The sequence below is a fragment of the Flavobacterium sp. XS2P24 genome, from assembly GCF_030010285.1.
Taxonomy (GTDB): Bacteria; Bacteroidota; Bacteroidia; order Flavobacteriales; family Flavobacteriaceae; genus Flavobacterium; species Flavobacterium algoritolerans.
Genome location: NZ_JASCRU010000001.1, coordinates 224895 through 238837, shown reverse-complemented (window position 1 = coordinate 238837; position 13943 = coordinate 224895). Strand labels below are relative to the sequence as shown.

The window sequence follows — 13943 nt, the reverse complement described above, 5'->3', positions numbered from 1 at the left end:
CCTAGCTATTTAGGTGGTTTTTTTATGTCCAATTCCAAATTTGAATTTGAATTCTGACAATAAAAAAGAGTTCCAATCGCTTTGTTTTGTTAATTCTACGTAAAATTAAAGACTTATTTGTCTTTTTAAATCCGCTTTTACTACCTTTAAAAAAGATTTCTTTCTTTAAAAGATTAAAAATTATACTCATGAAAAAAATAATAATAGTCTCCCTCTCGATTCTTTCATTTCTCTCTTTCAGTTGCGAAGCACAAGTAAAGCCAAATGATATTTCTATAAAAGACGAGGTAAAAAATTATACCATTGAAATCGTAGCTTCAGATATTGCAATTCCGTGGGGAATGACTTGGTTGCCAGACGGAACAATGTTAGTTACTGAAAAAAGTGGTATTCTGTATCATATCAAAAACGGTATAAAAACCGAAATCAAAAATGTTCCAAAAGTATATTCTCGTGGACAAGGCGGATTGTTAGATATCGTTTTACATCCTGATTATGCTAAAAATGGTTGGATTTATATGACGTATGCTTCCGATGAAGGTGAAGGTACCGGCGGTAACACTAAACTTATTCGAGCAAAATTATTGGACGGAAGTCTGACACAAATCGAATCGCTTTACAAAGCCACTCCCAACACTACAAAAGGACAGCATTTTGGTTCCCGAATTGTTTTTGACAACGATGGTTATTTGTATTTCTCTGTTGGTGAGCGTGGCGAACATTTTGTAAATCCCCAAGACATTAAACGCGATGGTGGAAAAATATACCGTTTAAATGACGACGGAAGCATTCCTAAAGACAATCCGTTTGTCGGTCAGGCCGGAGCCAAAGAAGCGATTTACACCTACGGGAATCGCAATCCGCAAGGAATGGCAAAAAACCCCATAACAGGAGCAATTTGGGCACATGAACACGGTCCTCAAGGTGGCGATGAAATCAACATCATAAAAAAAGGAGTCAATTACGGATGGCCTATTGTTACTTATGGTATCGATTATGACGGAACAACCATTAGTAAAGAAAACGAAAAACCAGGTATTGAAAAACCCATTTATTATTGGTTACCTTCTATCGCTCCAAGCGGAATGACTTTTGTGACCGGTGATAAATATCCAGACTGGAAAGGACATTTGTTGGTTGGTTCTTTAAAATTCCAATATCTTGAATTGCTAAAATTGAAAGGCAATGAAGTTATAGGCAGACAAAAAATTGCAACCGATATTGGTCGTGTGCGTAATGTGGTGCAAGGTCCGGATGGCTATATTTATATGGGCGTTGAAGGAAAAGGAATACTCAAAATTATACCGAATTAAATTATGTTGACAACGAAATTATTTTTAGGATTTGGAATATTTATATTGGGAAGTTTCTCTTTCGAAAACCCATTTTCCCAAGACAACTATATTGAATTGAATAAAGAAACCGCTGTTGTTTCAAAACTTCAGTCACCGGGAAAAGAAATCTATGCTGATTTTTGCATGCAATGTCATGGTGCAAATGGCAAAGGAGATACTAAAAACTTCCCTCCTCTTGATGGTTCTGACTGGTTGAAAACCAAAAGAAATCAAAGTATTGCTGCTGTAAAATTTGGACAAAGTGGCGAAATTATTGTCAATAAAATAAAGTACAATAGCAGCATGCCAGCCATGGGACTTACGGATCAGGAAGTTGCTGATGTGATGAATTACATCATGACTTCTTGGAGCAATAAACAAACCAAAATCGTTACTGAGAAAGAAGTAGCAGCCATTAAAAAATAAAATTCAGGCTTAGGATTTCTATCTAAAAAACATACGATACCGAAAAACCACCATAAAAATTTACGGGATTTCCGGGGTAAAAATAACGTGGTGCAGCAGTGCCAAAACCAACTGCGTTAGGCAAAATATTAGCCGCATATTTGGTGTCCAATGCGTTATTGACCCCGGCATTCAGCTCTGTTTTTAGGATTTTAAGAATCGTAAAAACATACGTCGTTTTAATATCGAGCAACGAATAACGGTCGCTGTATTTTGTATTGGAATCATTTAACGGAATTTTACCCATGGTTCGGAAAGACGTGTTTACACTAAATCCATTTTTGGTATTTAAATCCACTCCAAAATTAAATTGCTTTTCGGGAACGCCTGTAAGTTGGTTTCCCGAATAATCAGCATCACCATCCAAGAATTCTTTGAATTTAAAATTATTCACCGCACCTGAAAAATAAGGCTTAATTTGAAGTTGGGTCAGTTCTAAAAGTGTATAATTAACCAAGAATTCTAAACCCGTATGCGAACTGCTGCCCGCATTAATCCCTACAAATTGATCATCGGCAGTGCGTCGTGCCACCAATAAATTTTCAATTTGTGTGGTGTAAAAAGTTACTTCGGTGTATACTTTATTTTTAAGCCAATTCCCTTTGAAGCCCAGTTCATAATTCCAACCTATTTCTGGTTTTAAATCGGTGTTTATTTGACCTTCGGGAGTCAATGTTTCTGCAACTGATGGAACCGAAAATCCTTTGCTGACGGATGTAAATATGTTTTTTCCATTGCTTATTTTATACGAGAAACCAACTCTTGGCGACCAAACATTTCCAAATGTAAACGGCATCTTTTTATCGCCAGAATTATTTTCGAAAACATCTTCTAACGAATATTTGGTTGTGTTTAATGCCACTCCGGTTTCCATATGTAGCTTTTCTGAAATCCAAAGTTCCATTTGTAAAAAGTAGTTGGTGTAATTCCGATTTTGTTTGATAGCGCTGAACTCGTCGCCTTTTATACTTCCTTGTCCCGGTTGCGATTGATATAAATTTTCAAAAAGCGAATACGCATACTTTTCCGTTAATAATTCGGTTCCCAAACTCAGTTCAAACGGCAAAGAAAACAATCGGTCTTTATAATTTACATTGGAACGAAAACCTGCTGCACTTGTTTTTTCATCCAAAATATCAAAAGGTCTGGGCTCATAAGCGTCTTTAAAATTAGAAAAAACACTAGTTTGCATGGACCATTTTTCAGAAAATTGATGGTCGTACCCTAATCCGAGCATGAATTTATCATACGACTCAAAACCTTGTGCCGCAGCCCAAGTAGCGGCTGCTTTCTCCGGATTATTTTTTAAATCCGTTTCATTGATAGAACTTGGGATATAAGCTTTCAATCGGGTGAAGGTTCCTAAAAATGACAAATCACCTTTGGAATTAATTTTTTGTTTGCCGTGGAGATTAAATGATTTTCTGTTGTAGGAACTATTGACTCTAAATCCATCGCTTTGTAAATCCGTATAACTTGTGAATACATTTGTTTTGGAATCGCTGTATCCAGCCGAAAGTCGGTTTTGCAACAACCCAAAACTTCCAAAAGTGACCGTAGATTTTCCAAATGATTCCAGCAAAGGAGTCTCTCTTGAAAACAGCTGAATCACTCCACCCAAACCGGAACCAAAACTGGTGGAATTTGGTCCTTTTATAATTTCTATTTTTTCGATTGAAGCCAAATCAATATCATCAATAGTAGTTTCGCCTTCACCGGAACTCAATGGAATCCCATCAAAATAGGCTTTTATTTTATTGGTTCCGTATTGAGATCGCGCGCCAATACCACGAATAGTAATCCTGTTGGTATTGAAAGCGCCTTGTTGCATCGTAACGCCAGGGATTTTGTTTAAAATTGGAGTCAATATAATTTCGTCACTTTTATTAATGTCAGCTGTAGTAATCACTGAAACGGAGGAAGCAACATTTTGAAGCACATTCTTGATAGGCGAACCTTTCAAAGTGATTTCTGAAAGTGCAATAGTATCTTTTTTTATTTGTCCAAAAATAGCAGTGGCACTGCATAAAAAAAGAAGAAAAGAAAGGAAATTTTTGAACAATTGTTTGGTATTTAGATGAGTGAAAACTTTTATAAAGTTAGCCTTTTCTTTGTATTTCCCAAAAGCTATTCTGAAATTCTGATAAAGGCAAATTGTCTTTTTATAAAAATTAAAAGCGAAACAATTAACCGAAGTACATTCCGTTTTAATATTAAACGGGAAGAAGATTAAAATTCAAGTCTGATAAATTAAAATCCGTAAATTATATAAAAAAAAGCCCCTTGAAACACTATTATAATTGATATCACACTTCTAAAATACTTTATCTTTACATTGAAAATAAATAGAATTAATTTATGAAAAAATCAGCTATTGCATTAATTGCACTTCCATTACTGCTTTTAACCATTTCCTGTGAAAAGGGAAAAGCGGCTGATGCTGCAAACAGTACAGAAAAATCAGATACCGTAAAAACGAATACAACAACAACAACAACCCTTGCCATTGATACTGTTGACTTCAACAAAAGAATGGTGGCATTAAGTAATAATGACACTACCGGCAGATGGCCTGTAAAAGCGCCCTATCCTTTGCCTGGCGCATTATTACCGTACAATAGAATTATTGCGTATTACGGAAATTTATATTCTACAAGAATGGGAATATTAGGAGAGCTTCCGCGAAAAGAAATGTTGGCAAAACTACAAGGAGAAGTAGCTAAATGGCAAGCAGCGGACTCTACTGTGAAAGCAATTCCTGCTTTACATTACATTGCTGTTACCGCCCAAGGTGCTCCGGGGAAAAATAATATGCACCGCATGCGAATGCCGTTTAAACAGATAGACACTATTATAAGTTGGGCTAAACCAATAAATGCTTTGGTTTTTTTAGATGTACAAGTTGGACACAGTACTGTTAAGGCCGAAGTGGAACAACTGGAACAATATCTTGCTCTACCGAATGTTCATCTAGGAATTGATCCTGAATTTTCGATGAAAAACGGAGAGCGTCCAGGTTCTAAAATCGGGTATTTTAATGCTGAAGATATTAATGATGCAATTGATATTTTGGCAAACATTGTGCGCAAAAATAAGTTGACTCCAAAAGTACTCGTAATACACCGCTTTACCCAAGGAATGGTTAAAAATTATAAAGCGATTAAAACCGTTCCTGAAGTTCAAATTGTAATGGATATGGATGGTTTTGGTAGTAAAATACTAAAAAAATCCACTTACTTGAGTTATATTTATAGAGAGCCCGTACAGTTTACTGGTTTTAAATTGTTCTATAAAAATGACAACAAAAAAGATTGGAAAATGTACAGCCCGGAAGAGTTAGTTAAATTTACTCCGAAACCAATTTACATTCAGTACCAATAATTACTATTTGATTTATGAAAAATATCTTATGTCTTATTTTTGGTGCATTTATAGTATTGGTCGGCTGTCAATCAGAACCTCGTAAAACAATCCCGGAAACACCACTTATTGCAGTGCCCCTAAAAAAAGTTGTGACCAAAAAAGTCATGGCAGATGCAGCGACTATTCTTTCGAAAAAAGAAGTACCCATTTTATGTTATCATAACATCAGAGATTTTAGTGCCAGTGCGAGCGGAAACATAAAAGTGTACACCGTAAAACCTTCAGCTTTTGCAGAACAAATGGAAGCTTTGGCCGATGCCGGTTACGAAACTATTTTGCCGGAACAATTGTATGACTACTTAGTCTATGACGGTCCATTGCCTGCAAAACCTATTATGATAACCTTTGACGACACCAGAGAAGAACAATTCAGCATTGGTGCAGCCGAAATGAGAAAATACGGTTTCAAAGGCGTGTTTTTTATCATGACCGTTTCTATTAACCGTCCCGGATATATGAGCAAAGAGCAAATTAAAAGCTTATCTGACAATGGACATCTTGTAGGCGCACACACTTGGGATCATCATATGGTCACAAAATACACCGGAGATGACTGGAATACGCAATTGGTAAAACCAAAAGCAAAATTGGAAGATATAATAGGAAAACCAGTTAAAGATTTTGCCTATCCGTTTGGTTTATGGAATACAGCGGCAATTCCTGAAATAAAAAAGAGCAATTATAAAATGGCTTATATCTTGTCTACCAAAAGGGATTCTATAGATCCATTGTACACCATCAGACGCATCATCGTTTCTGGAACTTGGTCTACTGAAGGGATGATGAAGGCTATAAATTCTTCCTTTAATAAAACAGAGTAATTGACAAACCAATATAATTTTAAAAATCAAAAGACACATTGGTTTCCTTAAATTAGGTTGGAAATGGCCTTTATAAAACCCATTAAACCGCCCTTATCCGTTAGTTATACGTATTTATAACTGGTCACCTTCCATAAAAAAGCACTATTTATTCCTTCGAATAAATAGTGCTTTTTTTATATAAAATAACCGTTTTATCTTGGTGATAACCAACCTTCGGGATTATTATAGGTTGTATTTTGAAGAATTAGGAATTTAATTACTGTTTTTCCTGTCTCGCCATTGGTTCTTACTTTTCCAATGCTTTGTTTAATGCTAACTTTATCACCTTTACTAACATTCACAGAACTCAAATTTTGATATACAGTGAAAAAATCCCCGTGTTGTATCATTACCGCTTTGTTTACAGGTGATAGAACAATAACACTAGTTACTTCTCCGCCAAAAACGGCTCTTGCGTTTGCGCCACGGTCTGTTGTAATTTCTACACCACTATTGTGAACCGTTATGGTATTGAATAACGGATGTGTTTGATTTCCATAACCAAGTGATATAAATCCTTTTTCCACAGGATAAGGCAACCTTCCTCTATTGGCTCTGAAATTATCTGCAATTATTTTAGCCTCTGGTGTTAATTCTATTTTTGATGATGAAACCGCAGCTTTTGAAACTGGAGCACTTGGATTTGCTTTTGCTTTTTCTAAAGCTGCTTTTCTATTGGCAGCCGCAATAGCTTCACGTATTAATTTATTGATCTGCCTGTCGATTGTTCTGTATTCCTGTTGTCTTTGCTTAATTTCTCGGGAAATCTTATTTTTGTCTTTTTTTATGGAATTGACTAGCTTTTGTTGCTCTTGCTTCTCTTTTTCTAATGCTAATCGCTCTTTTTCGTTCTCAGCTATCAGTTTTTGTTTCGCTTTTTTCTGAACATTTAATTTCTCGTTATAATCCGTAAGCTGATTGGATTTTGATTTTATTTCTTCGCCTTGCATTTTTCTGAAACCAGTATATTGTTTCATGTACTGCGCTCTTTTATACGCTTGCAAAAAATTCTCAGAAGACAATAAGAACATGGCACGACTTTCTTCGGAACGGCTTTTATATGATTTTACAATCATTTCAGCATAATCTTCCTTGAGTAAAGCCAATTCTTTTTTTAGCTTATTAATTTGCATTTGATTGATATACATATCATTTCCAAGCAATTTAGTTTGCTTTTCGGTAGTGTTTATCAATTTTTCTTTAAGCTTTATTTTAGTGCTTTGAATCACTATTACATTCACAGCAGATTTTTCTTTTTTCTTAACGGTTTGTAATAACCTTTCATTTTCTCTAATTTCTTTTTGAATTTGAGCTTTACGTTCTTCTAATTTTTCTTGTTGGGATTCCTGACTCCATAATAATGAAGTCATACAGATAAAGATTAGGCTAAGGAGAAATTTTGGCATATTAAAAAAATATTTTTGCTAATTTACTTAATTATAATTCTTTTGTACCCATTTGGAACACTATATGGAAAAGAAAGTTCTTCATTGAAAGTTACCGTGTTGTAATCCAGATTAATTTCGGTATTGCCTTTCTTCTGAAAAGTATTGATCAGAACACTTGTAGGCAACGTTGCCTCATTGTACACTTTACTGTCAGCATAAGCCACTTTAATCATTCGTTCTTCGGCAGTTTGTGTGATTTCTTGTTTTTGAACCAAAAAATTATCGGCATCTAAAAAGAACGATTTTTTCGTATTTGAATTCGAAGCATCATCTAATCGATACGTTTGTTCCAATAATGATTCAAGATATTTCCCTTTTGTCAAATCATCAATCGCTTGTCCCAATAACATGTTTTGAATTTTATTGTAATCCAAATCAGTTCCCAGCCATTGACTTAAACTGCTAAAATTCCCTTCAAAATAACTACCGTTTATCTTTTCATAATAGTTCACTGACTTTGGCGTAATCAATGCTTTCGCCATTGTAATTCCAAGAAAACGAATGCTTACCAAAATTTGTTCGTCCTTCTTAATCCTAATTTCGGCCGTAACATTTTGAGTTTGTTTGTTGTCAGCATAACGGGCGCTTGACTTAATATATAATGTAGAAAATTGATTTTTATTGTTGTAGTGATTTTCTATTATTTTTTTGGACGTCATATAACCCGTCGCCTCTGTTGTTGGCGCATTACTGGCCGCAACCGCAATGGCTTTCGATTTACAGGAAACCACAAAAAGAGCGAGTACTATTATTATTGCTATTTTTTTCATTATTTTTTTTCTTTTAATAATTGATTGGCTTTAGAAAAATACATTTCTTTTTTCTTGAAATCTCCTAAACCGTTGTATGCTTCTCCCAACTGAATGTTGAAATTTATTTCTAATGCTCTGTCCTCTACTAAATAATCCAAGCCCATTTCCAGCATATCCTTGGCTTTTTTAAATTGTTGCAATTGATTATTTGCCATCCCTGAATAGTAGTAAAACTTAGGCTGTGTTGGAAAAGTATCCACCATTGCGGAAGCTTTTTTGGCAACTAATTCAAATTGCTTTGTCTCTGTATACGTTTGAAGCAAAAGCAAATTGGTTTCGATATCATCTCCTGAACCGTTTTTCAATGCTTGCTCATAATACTTTGTCGCTTTTGCCCATTGCTTTTTTGCGTGGTAAAACTTCCCTATTTCCTTAGCGACATTAACCGCTGCGTCATTATCAAAATACGAAATCGCTTTTTCTAAATCAGCTGTGTATTGCGGATTTTTATCTGCAAAAATCAAAAACTCATTCAGTATTCTGTGCTTTATTTTAGCATCTATTTTGGTACTGGCCAAAACCACATTCATGGCGTTTATTGCTTTTGGTGCGTCATTAGTATCCAAATAATTTTTGAATAATGTTACTTGAGCCCATTCGGAATTTGGTAAAGCTTTTTCGAGTTTTTTGACAATTTCAAATGCTTTTTCTTCCTCATTATTTTTAGAATACAAAACAATCAAACTGATATAATTAGATTCTTCTTTGGGGTTCTTTTCAATTTGCTCTAACAAATTTGAAGCTTCCATATTCTGAAATTTACCTTCTGATAAAATCTGGCTTTTGTATAAATCCCTTCTGTCCGTTTTTCCAAATGTTTCGTTTAACTCGTTGATTAAATCCAAGGCTTTGTCAAACTGTTTGGTTCCCATATAAAGCGATGTCAAATCTTCTTTATACTTCTCATCAAATTCTATCAATTTATTGATAACCATTATTGCCTGGTTATAATCGCTCGTTTCATAACTCACATCATACATTCCCACCCAGAACCATTTGTTTTTTGGATCTATTTGTGTGGCTTTTTCAAATGAAGAATAGGCATTTTTATATTCCTTTAATGCTAAATAATTTTTCCCTAATTCATAATACACAGCGGCATCATTCGGTTTAATCTTGATGCATTTATCCAAAGCCACTACTGCTTTGTCATAATTTTCGATTCCTTTTTGAAGCAATGATTCATAAAAAAATTCCTGAAACTGATCTGCATCGAGCTTAATTTCTTCGGGTTCCGTTTGTGCCAATAGCAAAGCTGAATTGCATTGCAAAACCAGAAATAAAACTATTAAAGCGCTTTTTTTCATTCTATTTTTTTAATCCCGAATCTATCTTATATATACAAGAATTGAACCATTTTTTATTCTAAAACCGAATAGTCTCCAATACTGATGCTTGTAAAGTTACCATCAAAACTGGCATGATTCCCTATCATCGCATTATCCAAATTCGCGTTTTTTATGTTAGAGTGCGTTTGTACCAAACTGTTTTTAATACTGCTGTTTATTACATGACATCCTTTTCCTAAAGAAACATTAGGACCAACGGTTGCGTTTATCAACACTACATCTTCCCCAATATAACACGGCGGAATAATTGTGGAGTTCTCTAACTTGACATCAAAATCTACCAGATGTGTTCCGTCATTGTGCAAGAAACCTAACATCCTGGAATTTGTTTCTACCGTAACGTCTTTGTTTCCACAATCCATCCACTCGTCGACTGTTCCTGGTACAAATTTCATGCCTTTTGCCATCATTTGCTTGATTCCGTCGTTAATTTGATATTCTCCACCGTGAATAATATTATTATCTAATACTAATTGAAGTTCGTTTTTTAAAACGGCAACATCCTTAAAATAGTAAATTCCAATAACGGCAAGATCCGAAACAAAGGCCGCAGGTTTCTCTACCAGTTCTACAATTTCATTCGCTTCGTTTAGGTTTATCACACCAAAAGCCTCTGGATGATCTACTTGTTTTACCCAAATAACACTATCGGCATTTTGATCTAAATCGAAATCGGCACGTATTAACGTATCGGCATAAGCAATCACTGCTGGTCCGCTCAAAGAATCTTTGGCACACATAATCGCGTGACCTGTTCCTAAAGCTTCATTTTGATAATAAATAGTGCCTTTAGCGCCTAATTTTTGTGCGATAGCAATTAATTCTTCTTCTACTTTTTTACCAAAACTTTCGTGAATAATAAAGGCTACTTCTTCAATATCTTGATTCAACACGCCAGCAATATCTTCGACCAGACGGTGAACGATTGGTTTTCCAGCGATAGGAATTAATGGTTTAGGAATGGTTAATGTATGCGGGCGAAGACGTGAACCACGACCTGCCATTGGGACAATTATTTTCATTTTTATTGGTTATTTAACCGCAAAGTCGCGAAGTTTTTCGCAAAGTTCACGAAGATATTACTGTTTTATTTTAGCCACAGATTAAACGGATTAAACCGATTCCCACAGACTTTTAATTAATTTTATTACATGTTTCTTGACCGCTAAACTAGGACTGAACACTAAAAACTGAGTACTGAATACTTACTTCACTCCTGTACTTCCAAAACCACCTTCACCTCTGGAAGTCTCTGTTAGTTCCTGTACTTCAATCCACTCGGCACGTTCGTGTTTTGCTATGATAAGTTGTGCGATACGTTCCCCGTTTTCGATTACAAAATCTTCATTGGATAAATTTACTAAAATCACACCAATTTCACCACGATAATCTGCATCTACTGTTCCTGGAGAATTCAGGACTGTAATTCCTTTTTTGGCCGCCAGACCGCTTCTTGGACGCACTTGTGCTTCGTAACCTATGGGTAATTCTATGAAAAGACCTGTTTTTACAATGGTTCTTTCCAGTGGTTTAAGGGTTATTGATTCTGTTAAGTTTGCTCTTAAGTCCATTCCTGCCGATGCTATGGTTTCATAGTTTGGCAAGGCGTGTTGTGATTTGTTGATTATGTTTATTGTCATTGTTTTTTGTTTTGAAGGCATTGTAGGGACAAGTCGCGACTTATCCCTACTATATTCTAATTCTTTTTTCGGTTCAAAATTTTGATTAATAATTCTTTTTCGTTGTGGTATATGAAATACATGAACGCGAGTAATAATGTGATTCCGACATAATAATTTTCCCTGAAGCCATAAAATGAAACTGCCGAAAATCCTATTGAAATCAATAGATACATGACTATTTTGTTCGTATCATACGGAATGGGATAATATTTATTTCCAAAATAGTAGGAGATAAACATCATGCTTCCATAAGCCGCAATCGTGGCAATTGCTGAGCCGTAATAGCTCATTGTTGGGATTAGCAGGTAATTTAGCGCCAGTGTAATTATTGCGCCAATAATGGAAATATAAGCGCCAATATGGGTTTTGTCTATCAGTTTGTACCAAACGGAAAGATTGGTATAAATCCCAAGGAAAAAGTTAGCCAGAATGATCAATGGCACCACTTTCATGGCTTCCCAATACGACTCGTCCTGAATCATGATGTATTTTAAAACATCGGCAAAAACGATTACAGACAGTAAAATAAAAGAACCAAAAATGACAAAATACTTGGTAATCGTGGCATAAGTTTGAGGCGCATCCTGATTATCAGCGTGGCTAAAAAAGAAAGGCTCGATTCCCAATGTATAGGCCGTACGGTACAAAACCATGAACAAACCGAGTTTATAACACGCCGAATATACTCCTACTTCGGCATCTGCAATATTTGCAGGTAGTAATTTCCCCAATAAAATTTTATCGAACTGTTCGTTGATAGCAAATGCGATTCCGGCCACCATAATAGGCAAGCCATACCCCATCATTCGTTTCCAAAGTTTATAATCAAAATGCCATTTCAGCAAAAGGTAATTAGGGGAAAGTATTAAGAATGTAACTAAGCTCGCAACAATATTAGATACAAAAATATAGCCTATTTGAAAATCTTCTAAGTAAAAAGAACTTAAAAAACTATCTGGGTTGGATTGTGCAATTACTGGTAAATAACTTAAAAAGAAAAGGTTCAACACAAGATTGATTGCAACATTTCCAATTTTGATTATAGCATATTTTATGGGTTGTTGGTTGACTCTTAATTTTGAAAAAGGAACAATCACCAAGGCATCAAGGACTAAAATCCAGATGGTGTACGTAATGTACTGCGCATCAATTCCAGACCAAATGGCTAATTTATTTCGGAATAATAAGGCTAGAAATAAAAACGAAAGTGAAGTCCAAAAAAGGGAAACAGATGTTGTTTCCACAACCGATTTCTTATCTGTTTCTTTATTGTAAAACCTAAAGAAAGCAGTCTCAAATCCGTAAGCCAGAATTACATTAAAAAAGATTATCCAGGCAAAAATGATGGAAACCTTACCATATTCGGCTTTTGGAAGCAAATCTGTATATAATGGAACCAGTATAAAACTGAACATTCTTGGTATGACCGTAGCCAATCCATAAATGGCAGTCTGTTTAAAAAGATTTTTATATAATCCCAAAATGATGTGTCTATTACTATTTATAAAAACAAAAATAACGAATTCTTTGGTTTAATCATCTGAAGTGAATATTTGTTTTAGAACAGAAATACCACGACAAGAACTGATTCATTTTCCCCAAATTTATCTTAATGGCTTTTCTATGGGATTTATTATTTTGAAAAAATAGGTTTTATCATCTTTCTTGTATTCTAATACCGCTTCATTAGGTTTCAAATCAAATTTAGTCTTTTGAATTACCGGCGCTTTATTCCCATATTCTTTTGAAGGGTCTTTGTGCAGAATGAAATCATCCTTTTTATTTTCTTTGTAAAAATGGGCTGTAAAAGTATTTTTTACAATTCCTTTTATAGCTAATTCCTGATTTTGAAAATAGATTTTCTCCAGCTTAATGTTTGCCGCAAGCGATTTTTTGAATTCTATATAAAAATCAATTCCACTACTTTGCTTGCCGTCTACCCATTTCTGGTAAAAAGCAGATTGTATTTCTTGAGGAAATTCCGTTTGAAATTCTGGTTTCATGGCACAAAAAGTCAGGCTGATTGCAATAATAAATAAGGGAACGATTCTTTTATATCCTTTCATATTGTTCTATTTAACTTAATCCTTCTTCGTTTAAAATCTTAAGAAAGTGGAATCCTTTTGGGACATAACCTTGATTGTAATAGAAACGATGTGCCGTAAAATTCCCGGTAAAAGCGTCCAAAACAATCATTGTACAGCCGGTTTCTTTAGCCAAAACATCAACATAATCGGTCATCATTTTGCCCAAACCTTTGGAACGATGCTCTGGATGAACAATAAAATTATCAATCTCGATGTATTTTCCCGACCAAAGTTTTGTTCCTGACCAAAATCCGGAAACCGCCACACAAACCTCATTTTCAAAAACGGCTACCTGCTTGTAATTATGCGGAATCATTTCGACCAAATACGATTCATACTTTTCTACCGTAAATGTGGGATATAAAAACCGCATTACTTCAATGTTACTAAGCATTTCTTCTACTGTAGTCAGTTCTCTAATTTCTAATTTCATTCTTCCTAGTATTGTTTTAAACTATAAAATTAAACAAAAAAAGAGCC

13 protein-coding genes are annotated in these 13943 nt (G+C 35.0%); 4 read left to right on the top strand and 9 right to left on the bottom strand.

The genetic code is table 11. The features are described 5' to 3' along the window. Positions 1-188: 188 nt before the first annotated feature. Both QLS31_RS01070 and QLS31_RS01065 read left to right on the top strand, forming a co-directional pair. Positions 189-1313, top strand: coding sequence for a PQQ-dependent sugar dehydrogenase (locus tag QLS31_RS01070; protein ID WP_282741902.1), 1125 nt, complete (start codon positions 189-191; stop codon positions 1311-1313). Positions 1314-1316: 3 nt separating this feature from the next. Further along, on the top strand, positions 1317-1760 hold the full coding sequence (locus QLS31_RS01065) for a cytochrome c (RefSeq protein WP_282741900.1): 444 nt from the start codon (positions 1317-1319) through the stop codon (positions 1758-1760). 22 nt (positions 1761-1782) lie between these two features. Here QLS31_RS01065 and QLS31_RS01060 read toward each other — a convergent pair whose 3' ends face one another. Next, positions 1783-3861, bottom strand: coding sequence for a TonB-dependent receptor (locus tag QLS31_RS01060; RefSeq protein WP_282741897.1), 2079 nt, complete (start codon positions 3859-3861; stop codon positions 1783-1785). A gap of 296 nt (positions 3862-4157) precedes the next feature. Here QLS31_RS01060 and QLS31_RS01055 point away from each other — a divergent pair, with 296 nt between their 5' ends. Both QLS31_RS01055 and QLS31_RS01050 read left to right on the top strand, forming a co-directional pair. Beyond that, positions 4158-5180, top strand: a complete 1023-nt coding sequence (locus QLS31_RS01055; RefSeq protein ID WP_282741894.1) for a hypothetical protein — start codon at positions 4158-4160, stop codon at positions 5178-5180. Between the two features lie 14 nt (positions 5181-5194). Then, a complete protein-coding gene (locus tag QLS31_RS01050; RefSeq protein ID WP_282741892.1) occupies positions 5195-6043 on the top strand; it encodes a polysaccharide deacetylase family protein in 849 nt (282 codons plus the stop codon). A gap of 194 nt (positions 6044-6237) precedes the next feature. Here the strand turns inward: QLS31_RS01050 and QLS31_RS01045 are convergent, their stop codons facing one another. From QLS31_RS01045 to QLS31_RS01010, 8 genes are all read right to left on the bottom strand, one after another. After that, entirely contained in the window at positions 6238-7455 is a 1218-nt protein-coding gene (locus QLS31_RS01045) for a peptidoglycan DD-metalloendopeptidase family protein (protein ID WP_282741889.1), read from the bottom strand. A 59-nt stretch (positions 7456-7514) separates the two neighbouring features. Further along, a complete protein-coding gene (locus tag QLS31_RS01040; protein WP_282741887.1) occupies positions 7515-8303 on the bottom strand; it encodes a DUF4292 domain-containing protein in 789 nt (262 codons plus the stop codon). Continuing rightward, positions 8303-9652: a tetratricopeptide repeat protein gene (locus tag QLS31_RS01035; protein WP_282741885.1), complete on the bottom strand. Its 1350-nt coding sequence runs from the start codon at positions 9650-9652 to the stop codon at positions 8303-8305. Before QLS31_RS01035 ends, QLS31_RS01040 begins: the two co-directional genes overlap by 1 nt. 53 nt (positions 9653-9705) lie before the next feature. Continuing rightward, on the bottom strand, positions 9706-10716 hold the full coding sequence (locus tag QLS31_RS01030; protein WP_282741883.1) for a sugar phosphate nucleotidyltransferase: 1011 nt from the start codon (positions 10714-10716) through the stop codon (positions 9706-9708). Positions 10717-10899: 183 nt separating this feature from the next. Continuing rightward, complete coding sequence (dut, locus tag QLS31_RS01025) at positions 10900-11334, bottom strand: dUTP diphosphatase (protein ID WP_099713997.1); 435 nt, start codon at positions 11332-11334, stop codon at positions 10900-10902. A 56-nt stretch (positions 11335-11390) separates the two neighbouring features. Further along, positions 11391-12857 carry an oligosaccharide flippase family protein gene (locus tag QLS31_RS01020; RefSeq protein ID WP_282741881.1) on the bottom strand — a complete coding sequence of 489 codons (1467 nt, stop codon included), beginning with the start codon at positions 12855-12857 and terminating at the stop codon, positions 11391-11393. A gap of 123 nt (positions 12858-12980) precedes the next feature. Beyond that, positions 12981-13442, bottom strand: a complete 462-nt coding sequence (locus QLS31_RS01015) for a hypothetical protein (protein ID WP_282741879.1) — start codon at positions 13440-13442, stop codon at positions 12981-12983. A gap of 10 nt (positions 13443-13452) precedes the next feature. Beyond that, a complete protein-coding gene (locus QLS31_RS01010; RefSeq protein ID WP_121343110.1) occupies positions 13453-13896 on the bottom strand; it encodes a GNAT family N-acetyltransferase in 444 nt (147 codons plus the stop codon). Between the last annotated feature and the right edge of the window lie 47 nt (positions 13897-13943).